This window comes from Desulfuromonas acetoxidans DSM 684 (assembly GCF_000167355.1).
In the GTDB taxonomy this organism is placed as follows: Bacteria; Desulfobacterota; Desulfuromonadia; order Desulfuromonadales; family Desulfuromonadaceae; genus Desulfuromonas; species Desulfuromonas acetoxidans.
Genome location: NZ_AAEW02000013.1, coordinates 18,123 through 32,641, shown reverse-complemented (window position 1 = coordinate 32,641; position 14,519 = coordinate 18,123). Strand labels below are relative to the sequence as shown.

12 protein-coding genes are annotated in these 14,519 nt (G+C 53.8%); 10 read left to right on the top strand and 2 right to left on the bottom strand.

What is annotated here, in order from left to right; all coding sequences use genetic code 11:
- Positions 1-15 precede the first annotated feature (15 nt).
- The 5 genes from DACE_RS11405 (at position 16) to guaA (ending at position 6,363) form a co-directional block, all read left to right on the top strand.
- Positions 16-552, top strand: a complete 537-nt coding sequence (locus tag DACE_RS11405; RefSeq protein WP_006001359.1) for a hypothetical protein — start codon at positions 16-18, stop codon at positions 550-552.
- 100 nt (positions 553-652) lie between these two features.
- Positions 653-1,987, top strand: coding sequence for a tRNA (N6-isopentenyl adenosine(37)-C2)-methylthiotransferase MiaB (gene miaB / locus DACE_RS11400; protein ID WP_006001358.1), 1,335 nt, complete (start codon positions 653-655; stop codon positions 1,985-1,987).
- A 16-nt stretch (positions 1,988-2,003) separates the two neighbouring features.
- Positions 2,004-3,074 carry a M42 family metallopeptidase gene (locus DACE_RS11395; protein WP_006001356.1) on the top strand — a complete coding sequence of 357 codons (1,071 nt, stop codon included), beginning with the start codon at positions 2,004-2,006 and terminating at the stop codon, positions 3,072-3,074.
- Positions 3,075-3,208: 134 nt separating this feature from the next.
- On the top strand, positions 3,209-4,681 hold the full coding sequence (gene guaB, locus DACE_RS11390) for an IMP dehydrogenase (protein WP_006001354.1): 1,473 nt from the start codon (positions 3,209-3,211) through the stop codon (positions 4,679-4,681).
- A gap of 119 nt (positions 4,682-4,800) precedes the next feature.
- Positions 4,801-6,363 carry a glutamine-hydrolyzing GMP synthase gene (gene guaA / locus DACE_RS11385; RefSeq protein ID WP_155809108.1) on the top strand — a complete coding sequence of 521 codons (1,563 nt, stop codon included), beginning with the start codon at positions 4,801-4,803 and terminating at the stop codon, positions 6,361-6,363.
- Between the two features lie 79 nt (positions 6,364-6,442).
- Here guaA and DACE_RS11380 read toward each other — a convergent pair whose 3' ends face one another.
- Positions 6,443-6,712, bottom strand: coding sequence for a ComEA family DNA-binding protein (locus DACE_RS11380; protein ID WP_006001350.1), 270 nt, complete (start codon positions 6,710-6,712; stop codon positions 6,443-6,445).
- Between the two features lie 113 nt (positions 6,713-6,825).
- Between DACE_RS11380 and gmhB the strand changes: the two genes are divergently transcribed.
- From gmhB to DACE_RS11355, 5 genes are all read left to right on the top strand, one after another.
- Positions 6,826-7,404, top strand: coding sequence for a D-glycero-beta-D-manno-heptose 1,7-bisphosphate 7-phosphatase (gmhB, locus tag DACE_RS11375; RefSeq protein WP_006001348.1), 579 nt, complete (start codon positions 6,826-6,828; stop codon positions 7,402-7,404).
- A 181-nt stretch (positions 7,405-7,585) separates the two neighbouring features.
- Positions 7,586-8,194 carry a Maf family protein gene (locus tag DACE_RS11370; RefSeq protein WP_006001346.1) on the top strand — a complete coding sequence of 203 codons (609 nt, stop codon included), beginning with the start codon at positions 7,586-7,588 and terminating at the stop codon, positions 8,192-8,194.
- Between the two features lie 58 nt (positions 8,195-8,252).
- Entirely contained in the window at positions 8,253-11,729 is a 3,477-nt protein-coding gene (gene dnaE, locus DACE_RS11365) for a DNA polymerase III subunit alpha (protein ID WP_006001345.1), read from the top strand.
- Positions 11,730-11,919: 190 nt separating this feature from the next.
- Complete coding sequence (locus DACE_RS11360) at positions 11,920-12,888, top strand: acetyl-CoA carboxylase carboxyltransferase subunit alpha (protein WP_006001343.1); 969 nt, start codon at positions 11,920-11,922, stop codon at positions 12,886-12,888.
- A gap of 150 nt (positions 12,889-13,038) precedes the next feature.
- Complete coding sequence (locus tag DACE_RS11355) at positions 13,039-13,653, top strand: septal ring lytic transglycosylase RlpA family protein (RefSeq protein ID WP_238326417.1); 615 nt, start codon at positions 13,039-13,041, stop codon at positions 13,651-13,653.
- A gap of 62 nt (positions 13,654-13,715) precedes the next feature.
- Here the strand turns inward: DACE_RS11355 and DACE_RS11350 are convergent, their stop codons facing one another.
- Positions 13,716-14,498: a hypothetical protein gene (locus tag DACE_RS11350; protein ID WP_006001340.1), complete on the bottom strand. Its 783-nt coding sequence runs from the start codon at positions 14,496-14,498 to the stop codon at positions 13,716-13,718.
- Between the last annotated feature and the right edge of the window lie 21 nt (positions 14,499-14,519).

Here is a 14,519-nt window from a genome sequence, read left to right as displayed (position 1 = left end):
TAATATGGAGAGAACATGAATTGGGATATCTGGTTAAACGAGCATGAAACCGTGCAATGGCAGGGCCGTCCGGCACCGCGTTGCTTTACTTTTCGCCATTGGCAAAAATCCCTGTTTGGCTTTGTCGTTCTTATTGTGGCGCTGTGGTGGCAATGGGCCGGTGTCGGCTTGATGGAGGAACAGCAGCAGTGGGCCTGGTCTGTGGTTCCGTTACCGTTTGTCCTGATTGGGCTGTGGTTGTCCTTTGGCCGCCTGGTGGCGGCCCGACGTGAATGGGAACAGGTGTTTTATGCTCTTACGGACCAACGGTTGCTGGTGCAATGTGGCGTGGGGCGTGCCCGACTGATTGCCCTGCCCAGCGAACAGTTGAGCTATGCACGGCTGACGATGCTGGGGGCTCAACTTGGTCACCTCTATGTTGAAGCGGCAGAGCGATGTTTGACCCTGTCCTGTCTTGAACATCCCGACACGCTGTACCGTCTGGTTGAAACTCAGATTGCTGCCAATCAGCAGGCGAGCGAACAAACCAGTGCGCTGGCAGACGAAAAATAGACAGGGTGGCCCTTTTAGTGTTGACTTTTATTGGCGCATCTGGTTGTATCGGACAATTTTTCGTACCACCACCCCTCATTGCAGGTTCAAACGCTAAACGATGTCAAAATCATTCTACTTAGAAACCTTTGGCTGTCAGATGAACGTTGTCGATTCCGAGTGGATTGTCAACCTGCTTGGTCAGATCGATTACCACCCGGTGGAAACCCCACAACAAGCGGATCTGATCCTCCTCAACACCTGCTCAGTTCGTGACAAGGCGGAGCGCAAGGTGTATGGCCATCTGAGCCATTTCAAGCCGCTTAAAGATCAACGTCCTGATCTGATTCTTGCTGTGGGAGGGTGTGTCGCCCAGCAGGAGGGGCAGCAGCTTCTTAAAAAAGTTCCTTACCTCGATATTGTGTTCGGAACGCATAATGTACATAAGCTTCCGGAACTGATTTTTGCAGTGGAACAGGGACGGGGGCGCCAATGTGAAACGACGCACTATGAAGGAGCGAAGCGCCTCGATCAATTTCCCCAACGCGCAGATGAAAACGCGATCTGCCGGTTTGTGACGGTCATGCAGGGCTGTGATAACTTCTGCTCCTACTGTGTCGTGCCCTATGTGCGCGGTCGTGAGGTAAGTCGGGCCAGTGGTGACATCCTTGACGAAGTTCGCAGTCTGGTCGATCAGGGGGTGCGTGAGGTGACTCTGCTGGGTCAGAATGTCAACTCCTACGGTCAGAAGGGCAGCGGAGACATGAGTTTTCCGGAGCTGCTCCAGCGGGTGCATGATATTGATGGCCTGCAGCGACTCCGTTTTACCTCGTCTCATCCCAAAGATCTCAGTGATGACCTCATCGCCTGTTTTACGTCGTTGGATAAGTTGTGCAAACACATGCATCTGGCGCTGCAGAGTGGCTCCAACCGTGTTCTTGAGTTGATGAATCGCGGCTACAGTCGTGAACAGTACCTGGAGCGGGTGACACGTCTCAAGCAGGCATGTCCCGAAATCCGTATGACCACGGATCTGATTGTCGGTTTTCCCGGTGAGCAGCAAGCGGATTTTGAACAGACCCTCGATATGCTTGAGCAGGTACGCTTCGCCGATGCTTTCTCGTTTCTCTATTCACGTCGTCCTCAAACCAAAGCGCTGGAGATGGAGGACCCGGTTCCAGCCGATGAGAAACAGCGCTGGTTTGAGCGGATGCTCAAGCTCCAGGAGACGATCAGCGCAGAGATCTGGCAGCAGGATTGCGGGACGGTTCAACCGGTCCTGGTCGAAGGTGTCAGTCGCCATGGACAGGGCCAAGTGTTCGGTCGCAACCAGTGGAACCGTATCGTCAATTTTGACGGGCCGGAATCCCTGATCGGTCAGCAGGTGGCCGTACGCATTGAAGATAGTTTGCGTAATTCACATCGTGGAGTTTTGGCAGAGTCTCTATCATTTTAAAACAGGGGATCACAATATGGAACAGCACCATTACGATTTACTCAAGGAAATGTCGCAAACTCCAAGTCCTTCGGGGTTTGAGCAACCGATCCAGAGAGTTGTACGGCGCGTGCAGACCGGTTTGGCCGATGAGGTGCGCACCGATGTGATGGGCAACGTGATCTCCCGCCTCGATGGTCAAGGCAACAGCCGTCCCAAAGTGATGCTGGCCGGTCATTGTGACGAGATCGGTTTCATGATCAAGTACATTGACGAGGAAGGTTTCATCTATTTTGCCCCCATTGGTGGCGTGGATGCCCATCTGGTGCCGGGGCAGCGGGTGCATGTCCATAGCGCCAATGGCCCGATTCTCGGTGTGGTTGGGAAAAAACCGATCCACCTCATGGAACCAAAAGACCGCGAGACCGTGGTTAAATTTAAAGATCAATTTATCGATATCGGTTGCGCTAGCCGCGACGAGGCTCTGGAGCTGGTCGCCATGGGTGACCCGATGACCTTTGTTCCCAGCATGGAACGGCTGCAGGGGGAACTGGTCACGTCGCGAGCCTTTGATGATAAGATGGGCGCCTTTATCGTCACCCGGGTGTTACAGGAAGTGAAACAGCGCGGTCCGGCGCCGGCAGATCTTTACAGTGTGACGACGGTTCAGGAGGAGATCGGCCTACGTGGAGCTTCCGCCAGTGTCTACGGAGTCAATCCTGATGTTGGGATTGCCGTAGATGTCGGTTTTTCCAGTGACTTTCCTGGGCTCAATAAAACCGAGCTCGGTGATCTACGTGTTGGCCAGGGCCCAATCATCGCCCGTGGTGCCAATATCAACCCGGTGTTGTTTGATTTGCTAGTTGCCACGGCTCAAGAGGAGAGTATCCCTTATCAGGTGGTGGGTATGCCGCGTGCCACGGGTACTGACGCGAATGTAATGCAACTGAGTCGTGGTGGTGTTGCCGCCGCCCTGGTCAGTGTGCCGCTACGCTATATGCACTCTCCGGTGGAGGTGCTGTCTCTGGCTGATCTGGAAGCCACCATCGCCTTGCTTGCCGCTGTGATCTACAAAATTGATAACGCCGGCATGTTTATTCCGCAATAAAAAGTGTTACAGCGGCTGTTTTCAGCCGCGTTAAATTTATATAAACACGGGCTGGCAGCGCTTGACGCTGACCCGGAACAGCTATAAAATTTCGTCTTTAAACCGACCCTCTTTACGCTAAAAAGGAGACCGCGATGCTCGACCCTGAATTACGGGAAGGACTCACCTTTGATGATGTTCTTCTGGTCCCTGCTCATTCCCAGGTATTGCCGAAAGAAGTGGATCTGTCCACTCAGTTGACCGCGTCCATTTCGTTGAACATTCCGCTGATGTCCGCGGCGATGGATACTGTCACGGAAGCGCGTTCCGCCATCTGCATGGCGCGCGAAGGGGGGATCGGCGTTATCCACAAGAATATGTCGCCCCAGGAGCAAGCTCTTGAGGTCGATCAGGTTAAAAAATCGGAAAGCGGCATGATCGTCGACCCGATTACCATGGAGCCGAAGCAGAAGATCTATGAAGCGCTGCAACTGATGGAGCAATATCGTATCTCCGGGGTGCCGATTACGGAAAACGGTCGTTTGGTCGGTATTCTCACCAATCGCGATCTGCGCTTTGAAACCCAGCTTGATCAGCCGATCGAAAATGTCATGACCAAGGACAAGCTGGTCACTGTCCCGCCGGGTACCACTCTCGAAGAGGCCAAATTTCATCTCCACAAGCATCGCATTGAAAAACTGCTGGTGGTTGATGACGATTACGCCCTCAAAGGGTTGATCACCATTAAGGATATCGAAAAAGTCCGCAAGTATCCGATGGCGTGTAAAGACGAATTCGGTCGCCTGCGGGCCGCAGCCGCTGTCGGCGTTGGTGGTGACTGCTACGAGCGTTTGGAACAGCTGGTGCGCGCCGGGGTCGACGCCGTAGTTGTTGATACCGCTCACGGCCATTCGCAGGGTGTTATCGAGTCGGTGGTCGAGATCAAGCGCACCTATCCTGATCTGCAGATGATTGCCGGTAACATTGCCACCGCCGAAGCGGCCGAAGCCCTGATCAAGGCCGGTGTCGATGCGGTCAAGGTTGGTATCGGTCCCGGTTCTATCTGCACCACCCGTGTTGTCGCCGGGGTGGGTGTGCCTCAGATTACGGCCATTGCCGATGTTTCCCGTATCACCCAAAAGGCCGGAATTCCACTGATTGCCGATGGCGGCATTAAGTATTCCGGTGAATTGCCCAAGGCGATTACCGCCGGTGCCGATGTGATCATGATCGGTTCCCTGTTTGCCGGAACCGAGGAATCCCCTGGTGAAACCATCCTCTATCAGGGGCGTACTTACAAGTCCTATCGTGGTATGGGCAGTCTTGGAGCGATGAAAAAAGGCAGTAAGGACCGCTACTTCCAGGGCGATGTCGAAAGTGACGTCAAGCTGGTTCCCGAGGGTATCGAAGGCCGCGTTCCGTTCCGTGGCACCCTGTCTGCCAATGTCCATCAATTGCTTGGTGGTCTGCGTGCCGGCATGGGTTATACCGGCTGCCGCAACTTGAAAGAGTTGCAGCAGAATGCTCACTTTATTCGCATTACCAATGCCGGACTGCGCGAATCCCATGTTCATGATGTCAATATCACCCACGAAGCCCCTAACTATCGGATTGAACGCCCCAGCTAACGGCGGCATCCATACGATATGCCGGAAGCCCGTAGCTCTTACGGGCTTCCGTGTTTTTACGATCTGATCGACCGGCACCTCCGGTCGTTGCACGCGATTTACTCTCGCTGGAGAACTCACTGATGGCCGACCTGCATAGCGAAAAAATTCTTATTCTCGATTTTGGTTCCCAATACACTCAACTCATCGCTCGCCGTGTGCGCGAAGCTCATGTCTATTGTGAACTCCATCCCTATGATATGGATCTCGAAGCGATACGTGCTTTTCAACCCAACGGCATCATTCTGTCCGGTGGGCCGAAATCCGTGTACGACGAAGGTGCACCGGCTGTGGAAGAGGCGCTGTTTGAACTCGGGGTTCCGGTGTTGGGCATCTGCTACGGCATGCAATTGCTTAACCGTCACTTTGGTGGTCATGTCGTGCCAGCCGGTAAACGTGAATACGGCCATGCCGATCTGCTCAGTCAGGGGCAGCCCGGCCCGTTGTTTGACGGTTTTTTTGTTGACGGCAAAAGTCCGGTATGGATGAGTCATGGTGACCATGTTGAGCAGGTCGCTGACGGTTTTGATATTATTGCGGCGACGGATAACGCGCCGGTGTGTGGTATCCAGAATGTTGAGCGCAACCTCTATGGGGTGCAGTTTCACCCTGAAGTCAATCATACGCCGCGTGGCGAGGTGCTGATCGACACCTTTGTTCGTAAAATCTGCGGTTGCAGTGGTCAATGGACGCCGGGGCAGATTATTGAAGATGCCGTGGCCCGCATTCGTGAACAGGTGGGCACCGACAAGGTGATTCTTGGTCTGTCCGGTGGTGTCGACTCCTCGGTGGCGGCAGCCCTGATTCATCGCGCCATTGGCGATCAGCTCACCTGCGTGTTTGTCGATAACGGCCTGCTGCGCCTCAATGAGGGCGATCAGGTGATGAGTACCTTTGCTCAAAATCTCGGCGTCAAAGTGATCCGCGTTGATGCTGAGGATCGTTTTCTTACCGCCCTGGCCGGTGAGACCGACCCGGAGAAAAAGCGCAAGATTATCGGTGGTCTGTTTGTCGATATTTTCGAAGAGGAATCCAACAAGCTCACCGATGCCAAGTGGCTGGCGCAGGGGACGATCTATCCCGACGTCATCGAATCCGCCGGTGCTAAGACCGGCAAGGCCCACAATATCAAGAGCCATCACAATGTTGGCGGTCTGCCCGATTACATGAAGCTGCAACTGCTTGAGCCATTGCGTGAGCTGTTTAAGGACGAAGTGCGTACCGTTGGCGAAGAACTGGGTCTGCCGCATCAGATGGTGTGGCGCCATCCGTTCCCCGGTCCCGGCCTTGGTGTGCGGATTCTCGGTGAAATCAAAAAGGAGTATGCCGATATCCTGCGCCAGGCGGATGCCATCTATATTGAAGAGCTGTACCGCAGCGGCCATTACGAAAAGATCAGCCAGGCCTTTGCTGTGTTCCTGCCGGTCAAAAGTGTTGGCGTCATGGGCGATGGCCGCACTTACGAATATGTCGTCGCGTTGCGGGCCGTTGAAACCAAGGACTTTATGACGGCCGGTTGGTATCCGATGCCCTATGCCGATCTGGCGCGCATCAGCAGCCGGATCATCAATGAGGTCAAGGGGATCAATCGGGTAACTTACGATATCTCCAGCAAGCCGCCGGCAACGATTGAGTGGGAATAGGCAGACCTGTCATGTGATATTAAAAAAGGGAGGCCGTACGGCTTCCCTTTTTTTGTTTGCTTGAGGATGGTGGCACCGCTTATTGTACGCAAAGCTGATCGCCCATTTTAGACAGGGAGGCTTTGCCGATCCCTTTAATATTACAGAGCTGGTCTACCGAGGAATAGGTGCCGTGGCTGGTGCGGTAGGCGACAATCTTCTCGGCTGTTTTCTGGCCAATGCCGTTGACGCTTTGTAACTGTTCAACCGTGGCTGTGTTAATGTTGACGGCGGTGCCGGCCAGGGCTGGAGCGACCAACATCAGACACAGGGCGATGGCCAACAAGGTGGTTTTGAACGTGTGAAGCATAAAGACTCTCCTTTTCTTTCAGTAGATTAGAGGAATATTAGACAGTGGCAATATAGCAGGCCACAAAAGATAAGTGAATTTTTTTATTATTTTTTTTAAATTTTAGGATTTAAATGTTGCAGAAAAAATATCCCGCTGTGTTTCTGGACCGTGACGGCACGATCAATGTTGAACGGGACTACTTGTACCGGACTGAAGACTTTTGTTTTATTGACGGGGCCGATAAGGCGATTCGTCAACTGAATGATGCCGGCTTTGTGGTTGTTGTTGTGACCAACCAGTCCGGAGTTGCCCGCGGTTATTACGGCGAAAAAGACGTTGAGAGGCTCCATGAGTACCTTTCGCAGCAATTGGCTGAGATTGGTGCTCATGTCGATGGTTATTACTATTGTCCCCACCATCCGCAGTCAGGCCAGTCCCCCTATGTTCAGGAGTGCGATTGTCGTAAAGGAAAGCCGGGTATGTTGTTGCAGGCTGCTCGTGAGCTTGATATTGATCTGTCGCGGTCGTGGATGGTGGGGGATAAAAAGGCCGATGTTGATGCTGGCCTGGCTGCCGGGTGTCGACCGGTTCTGGTGCGTACCGGTCATGGTGAAAGCGAGTGTCATAAGATTGAGGCCGATCAGGTGCCGGTGTGTGATGATTTGAGCGCCGCCGTGGCGTTGATCTTGTCTAACCTTTTGAATAAGTGATGTTTTTATTGATACACTGCCCCGTCTGAGCCGGGATGGAAACTCAATTTTAATCGAAAATTCTGATCGGTTTTGTCGATGTGCGTGGTATGATCAGAACACAATTTTTTTGCGGGCACCAAATGCTCTGTTGGTGCCGTTGACTCGTCTTGTTCGCCCTTTTAGCTCTAAAGGTTTTTCTGTGTCTCGCACTCTTGTTCTTGCTTCCACCAGTCCCTACCGTCAGCAACTGCTGCGTCAGTTGAACCTTTCCTTTACTGCTGTTGCCCCGCAGGGAGAAGAGGTGATTGATCAACAGGTGGCTCCCGAGCTGCTGGTCAAACATCTGGCCCTGCAAAAAGCCAACAGCATCCGAGAGCGCTTTGATGATGCATTGATTATCGGCTCCGATCAGGTGTTTGTTGATCCGCGAGGGCGGATTCTCGGAAAGCCCGGTGATGCTGCGGGTGCCTGTCGCCAACTGAAAATGATGGCCGGGCAGACCCATGCGTTTTACACCGGGCTGGCGCTGGTTGATTGCCGTACCTCTCAGACGCTGGTCGATTATGTCACCTTTTCCGTAACCCTGCGCCCGCTGACAACCGAACAGATCGCCTACTATGTTGAGCAGGAGAAACCGTGGGATTGTGCCGGTTCGTTCAAGGTTGAAGGGCTCGGGATCGCACTGATGGAGCGGATGGCCGGCGATGACTACTCGAGCCTGATTGGTTTGCCGCTGATCCGTTTGACCACCATGCTGGCTGAGTGTGGTGTCGATGTGCTGGCGCCGCAGCCCAACGTGTGTCGTTGACAAATTTTCACGCTGTCTTTAGCCGGACAACGATTTTCTCAATTCGGATGATTAGCTTATGGAACACGCCAATTTCGTTCATCTCCACCTGCACAGCCAATACAGCCTGCTCGATGGTGCGATTAAAATTCCCAACCTGATTGAGCGGGTCAAAGAATACAAGATGCCGGCCGTGGCGATCACTGACCACGGCAATATGTTCGGAGCCATGGAGTTTTACACCAAAGCCACGGCTGCGGGTGTCAAGCCAATCATCGGTTGTGAGGTGTATGTTGCTCCAGGGCGTCGCACGGAAAAGAGCAATGCCCGCGGTTCATCGGAGGCGTCCTACCACCTGGTGTTGTTGTGCCAGAACAAGATCGGCTACCGCAATCTGTGCTATCTGGTTTCCACCGCTTATCGTGAGGGCTTTTACTATAAGCCGCGTATCGACTGGGACCTGCTTACCGAGTACAACGAGGGGCTGATCGCCATGAGCGCCTGCTTGGGTGGCGAGATCCCCACGTTGATCAACCTCGGGCGACCCGACGATGCCCTGGCTCGTGCCGAACAGATGGCTCAGGTGTTTGATGATGACCGTTTTTATCTGGAACTGCAGGAAAACGGTATTCCTGAGCAGGCGACGGCCAATACCGGTCTGATCGATATCAGCGGCAAGCTGGGACTGCCGTTGGTGGCCACCAATGATTGCCATTACCTGAGGCGTGAAGATGCTTATGCCCATGAGGTGTTGCTGTGCATTCAGACCGGCAAGACCATGGATGATGAGAAGCGCATGCGTTTCGCCAACGATGGCTTTTATGTGCGCACGCCGGACGAAATGCGCGAGCTGTTCAGCCATGTTCCGCAAGCCCTTGACAACACGGTGGAGATTGCTCAGCGCTGTAACCTCGACTTTGATTTCGATACCTATCATTTTCCCCAGTACGAAAAACCGGCAGACAAGACCCTTGATGAGGTGTTGGAGGAGATGGCCCGTGACGGTCTTGAAGATCGTCTGAAAATGATCCGCTCATTGAATCCCGATTTGAGTGCTGAAGAGGAGCAGGTGTATCAGGATCGTCTCGAGCGGGAGCTGAAGACCATCCGCGATATGGGGTTTCCCGGCTATTTTATTATCGTTGCCGATTTTATCAACTGGGCCAAGGACCACGATATCCCGGTGGGGCCGGGCCGTGGTAGTGCGGCAGGCAGCCTGGTGGCCTTTGCCATCCGTATCACCGACATTGATCCGATCCCCTACGATCTGCTGTTTGAACGTTTCCTCAACCCGGAGCGGATCTCCATGCCGGATATCGACGTCGACTTCTGCATCTATGGCCGTGAAAAAGTCATCCAGTACGTGCAGGAGGAGTACGGCGCGCCGAATGTCGCCCAGATCATCACCTTCGGTACCCTGGGGGCCAAAGGAGTGATCAAGGATGTCGGCCGAGCGCTCAATATGCCGTATGGCGAGGTGGATAAATTATCCAAGCTGGTGCCGGCAGTGCTGAATATCACCCTCAAGGATGCCCTGCAGCAGGAACCGCGTATTCAGGAAATGGCCAAATCCGATGTGCGTGTTAAAGAGCTGCTCAATGTCGCTTTGTCGCTGGAAGGCTTGACCCGCCATGCCTCGACCCATGCCGCCGGTGTGGTGGTCACCCCCAATCCGTTGACCGATTACCTGCCACTGTACACCGATCAGAAATCGGGCGGTCAGGTGACCCAGTTCCCCATGAGCTATGTCGAAAAGATCGGTCTGGTTAAGTTCGACTTCCTCGGTCTGAAAACGTTGACCGTCATCGACAATGCCTTGCGCCTGATCCATTCGGCAAAAAATCCCGACTTTGATCTCAACGTGATTGGCGATGATGATGAAGCCACCTATGAACTGCTCAGTCATGGTGATACCACCGGCGTGTTCCAGCTCGAATCCTCGGGTATGAAAGAGCTACTGGTCAAACTCAAGCCCAACTGCTTTGAAGATATTATCGCCGCCTGTGCTCTGTATCGTCCCGGTCCGCTTGGTTCGGGCATGGTCGATGACTTTATTCTGCGTAAGCATGGGCAGAAGGATATTGTTTACGACTTTCCGCAACTGGAGCCGATCCTCAAGGATACCTATGGGGTTATCGTCTATCAGGAGCAGGTTATGCTCATCGCCCAAACCCTGGCCAACTACTCTCTCGGTGGTGCGGACCTGTTGCGCCGCGCCATGGGTAAGAAGAAACCCGAGGAGATGGAAAAGCAAAAAGTGCTGTTCCTTAAAGGCGCCAAGGAGAACAATCTAGATCCCAAAAAAGCGGAGGCGGTTTTCGATCTGATGGCCATGTTTGCCGCCTATGGTTTCAATAAATCTCACTCGGCGGCTTACGCTCTGGTGGCCTACCATACCGCCTACCTCAAGGCCCATTATCCCGTCGAGTTTATGGCCGCATTGCTTACCGAGGATATGGAGAACACCGACAAGGTGATCAAAAACATTGCCGAGGTGCGTTCCATGGGCATCGAGGTCTTGCCTCCCGATATCAATGCCTCAATCCGCTCGTTTACCGTTCACGAAAACGCCATGCGTTTCGGTTTGGGGGCGGTCAAGGGGGTTGGTACCGCCGCGCTGGATTCCATTATCCATGTCCGCGAAGTCGATGGCCCCTATGATTCTCTCAATGATTTTTGTGAGCGGGTCGATCTGGGCAAGGTCAACAAAAAGGTGGTTGAATCGCTGATCAAGTGCGGCGCGTTCGATTCGCTGGGCGGCAAACGTGCGCAATATATGGACGCTCTGGAAAGTGCTATGGAGATTGGCCAACAGGTGCAGCGTGAAAAGCAACAAGGTCAAGAGTCTCTGTTCGGCATGGAGGAGATGGTGACCCGTAGTGGCAGCAGCTATGGTGAATTGCCCGATGTTGCCGAGTGGGATGACAAGCTGCGCCTCAACAATGAGAAAGAAGCCCTGGGGTTTTATATTACCGGCCATCCGCTATCGCGCTACGCCGAAGATATCAAACGCTTTGCCACCTGCGATCTTTCCGGGCTGGTCGAACGTAACGACAAGGAAGAGGTGCGGGTGTGCGGCATTGTCAGTGGCAAAAAGGAACTGGTGACCAAAAAAGGCGATCGCATGGCGTTTATCACCCTGGAGGATCTGACCGGTTCTCTGGAGGTGGTGGTGTTTCCGGAAGCCTTTCAGGCCGCAGCTGATTATTTGGGCGGTGATGATCCGTTGATGGTGTACGGCACGCTTGATGCTGGAGAGGACAGTTGTAAGGTCTTGGCCAACGAAATCCTGTTGCTCCACGATGTCAAAGAGAAGCAGACGTCAAAGATTCACCTACGCCTGACTACACCGGGATTGACCGACGATATGATGCAGACTCTTAAGCACACCATGATGCGCTATTCGGGCTCCTGCGCGGTGATTTTGCACATGGTGGTACCGAATCGCAGTGAAACACAAATTCGTGTGGCCAAAGAACTCAGTGTTGCCGCCAGCGATGACTTTGTCAGTGCTGTGGAAAAATTGTTCGGATACAATGTTGTCACCTTCGAATGATTAGGCTACCATGTACCGATTAAGCTGAATCGATTGGAGGAGGCCGGTTGCCGCCACGGAGGCACACACCGGTATCGATCATTTTTTGTTTTTGAGCATGCAGGACAGCGCGACAAGGGGGCTGTCATTTGCGAATAAACACGCCTGACGCGACAGCGTGGTTGGTTGGGCGGAGTATGGAGAGAGCCTCATGCAAGCATATCTGGATTTTGAGAAACCTTTGGTTGATCTCGAACAAAAAATCCTCGAACTTCGTGAATATTCGACGGAAAGTGTTGATTTTAGCAGTGAGTTGCAGAAGCTGGAGAAGAAAGCTGAAAAGCTTCGTGAAGATATCTTCTCTAAACTGACTCGCTGGCAGCGTACCCAGCTGGCCCGTCATCCGGGACGGCCCTTTACCCTCGATTTTATTCAAAACATTTTTACCGACTGGTTTGAATTGCACGGTGATCGCAATTTTGCCGATGACCCGGCACTGGTGTGCGGCTTTGCCCGTTTTGACGGCCAACCGTGCGCGGTGATTGGCCATCAGAAGGGGCGCGACACCAAAGAAAAGGTGATCCGCAACTTCGGCATGCCTAACCCCGAAGGTTATCGCAAGGCTCTGCGCATCATGCAAATGGCTGAGCAGTTCGGTCTTCCGATTTTTACCTTTGTCGATACTCCGGGTGCTTACCCCGGCATTGGTGCTGAAGAACGTGGTCAGGCCGAGGCCATTGCCCGCAATCTGCGCGAGATGGCGGCGCTGAAAGTTCCCGTTATTGTCACTGTGACCGGTGAAGGGGGCTCCGGTGGTGCGCTGGCCGTTGCCGTTGGTAACCGTGTACTGATGATGGAATACTCTGTGTATTCGGTTATCTCTCCAGAGGGCTGTGCTGCCATCCTGTGGAGTGACGGTACTAAGGGTCCTCAGGCTTCCGAAGCGCTCAAATTGACCGCCGCCGACATCAATGAGCTGGGCTGTATTATCGATGATGTGATCGAAGAGCCTCTGGGGGGCGCGCATACCAACACGACCCAGGCGACCGAAAACGTCAAACAATGCTTGAAGAAGCATCTTGATGAACTGCAGCAGCTTTCGCCGGAAGAACTGGTTGAGCAGCGTTACGAAAAATTCCGCGCCATGACCGTCATGCAGGAAGTGGCGGTGGAGGAATAATTCGTGGTGCGGCGCTGGTGTTTCCTTCCCTTTATCGCGTTTCTTATCGCGTTGGCAGGGTGTTCTTCGTCAACTCCGCAATCACCGGCGGTCTCTCCGACGACAGGCAAGCCATTGAGAGGCTGGCAGAAACCCTATGAGGTCTACGGGGTGTCCTATACCCCTCTGCTTGATCATCAAGGGTTCAGTGAAGAGGGGATTGCCAGCTGGTACGGCAAGAAATTCCACGGACGCAAAACCAGTAACGGCGAGATTTACGACATGTACGCCATGACGGCGGCTCATAAAACCTTGCCGTTGGGTGTGTTTGTTCAGGTGGATAATCTGAATAACGGCAAAACTGTCGTGGTGCGTGTCAATGATCGCGGCCCGTTTGTCGCCGGCCGGATTATCGATCTGTCCTACACCGCCGCCAGTCGCCTTGGCGTGGTTGGACCGGGCACCGCTCCGGTACGCATTACCGCGCTGGGCTATCAGCAGTGGGATAACAGCGGACAACCGCATTACACTTTACCGCAATCGGTACAAACCGGGCCGTTCACTGTTCAGGTCGGGGCGTTTACTCAGCAGCCGAATGCGACTCGGTTGGCGGAAAAACTCAAACGTCAATACGGTCATGCCGATGTGCAGCAGGCTTGGGTGGACGGACGGCTGTTTTATCGGGTGCGGGCTGGCAAGTACGATTCGCTGGAGGCCGCGCAGCAGGGGCGTGAGGAGCTGGCCAGGCAGGGAGTGGGCCGTGGTTTTGTTGTCGCGATCGACTGATTGTCGCAACATCTTGAGTTATAAAAAACAGCGCGTTTCGTGATGACGAAGCGCGCTGTTTTTTATTCGATGACGTCACGAATCCACTGTTTCTGGCGAGCGCTGAGCGTTTGACTGTGCAACAGGTTGCGCGCTTCAGTACGTGGCAGACGGGGGAGAAACTGAATAAACCACACGCGCGGTGTCTGACGGTTTTTGAGAATGGCGCGGCGTAAATTGGGTCGTTGGCTCCAGCGGGGATGACGCGCAATCTGCGAGATGGTTTCCGCCGTGGCGTTGGAACCGTTAAGGTGTTGATACAGCGCGACTTCTTGAAGTTTTGGGTTGTTGAGTCCGGCCTCGATCACTTGTGGATGGCCCTCTTTGAACAGGGCTTGCAAAACCGTTGCCGTGGCCCGACGCGCCAGACTGATTCGATTGCCGAGCGGGGCCATGGGCAAGCGCTGGATGATGGCCAGTTCGGCGGCCATGCGCAGATCCGCCGATTGCCCGGGCAGATAACACAGATTGAGTACTTCAAACAGATGGAGTCGCGACAGCAGTTTTTTGACCAGGGCGGGGGAGACGGCCGGATGAGCGAGGGTGGCCATGCATATCCGTGATTTTTCGGACAGCTTGTGACGGCCAACGGCATTGAGAAATGTGCTGGTCAGATCGTGACGCTTGAGCACCTGCAACAGATGCTCTTCGCTCAGGGCAACATTTTTCAGGGCTGCGTGCAGGACCTCGCTGGATGGGTCCTGGAGAATCTCTTTTAAACCATCGCTATCCGTGGTCAACGCCCGTTTAAGGCGGTGAACCATGTCGGCGTCTAAAGAAGTTGATTGCGTTGAGGGTGTGCTCATTCGTGGACTCCTTAGCAGGAG

What these genes read in the sequence shown, in the direction of transcription:
- gmhB (WP_006001348.1), top strand. Translation starts at nt 6,826, where the DNA reads ATGTTGCAGAAAAAATATCCCGCTGTGTTTCTGGACCGTGACGGCACG.
- DACE_RS11360 (WP_006001343.1), top strand. Translation starts at nt 11,920, where the DNA reads ATGCAAGCATATCTGGATTTTGAGAAACCTTTGGTTGATCTCGAACAA.
- guaB (WP_006001354.1), top strand. Translation starts at nt 3,209, where the DNA reads ATGCTCGACCCTGAATTACGGGAAGGACTCACCTTTGATGATGTTCTT.
- DACE_RS11405 (WP_006001359.1), top strand. Translation starts at nt 16, where the DNA reads ATGAATTGGGATATCTGGTTAAACGAGCATGAAACCGTGCAATGGCAG.
- DACE_RS11380 (WP_006001350.1), bottom strand. Translation starts at nt 6,712, where the DNA reads ATGCTTCACACGTTCAAAACCACCTTGTTGGCCATCGCCCTGTGTCTG.
- dnaE (WP_006001345.1), top strand. Translation starts at nt 8,253, where the DNA reads ATGGAACACGCCAATTTCGTTCATCTCCACCTGCACAGCCAATACAGC.
- DACE_RS11350 (WP_006001340.1), bottom strand. Translation starts at nt 14,498, where the DNA reads ATGAGCACACCCTCAACGCAATCAACTTCTTTAGACGCCGACATGGTT.
- DACE_RS11395 (WP_006001356.1), top strand. Translation starts at nt 2,004, where the DNA reads ATGGAACAGCACCATTACGATTTACTCAAGGAAATGTCGCAAACTCCA.
- miaB (WP_006001358.1), top strand. Translation starts at nt 653, where the DNA reads ATGTCAAAATCATTCTACTTAGAAACCTTTGGCTGTCAGATGAACGTT.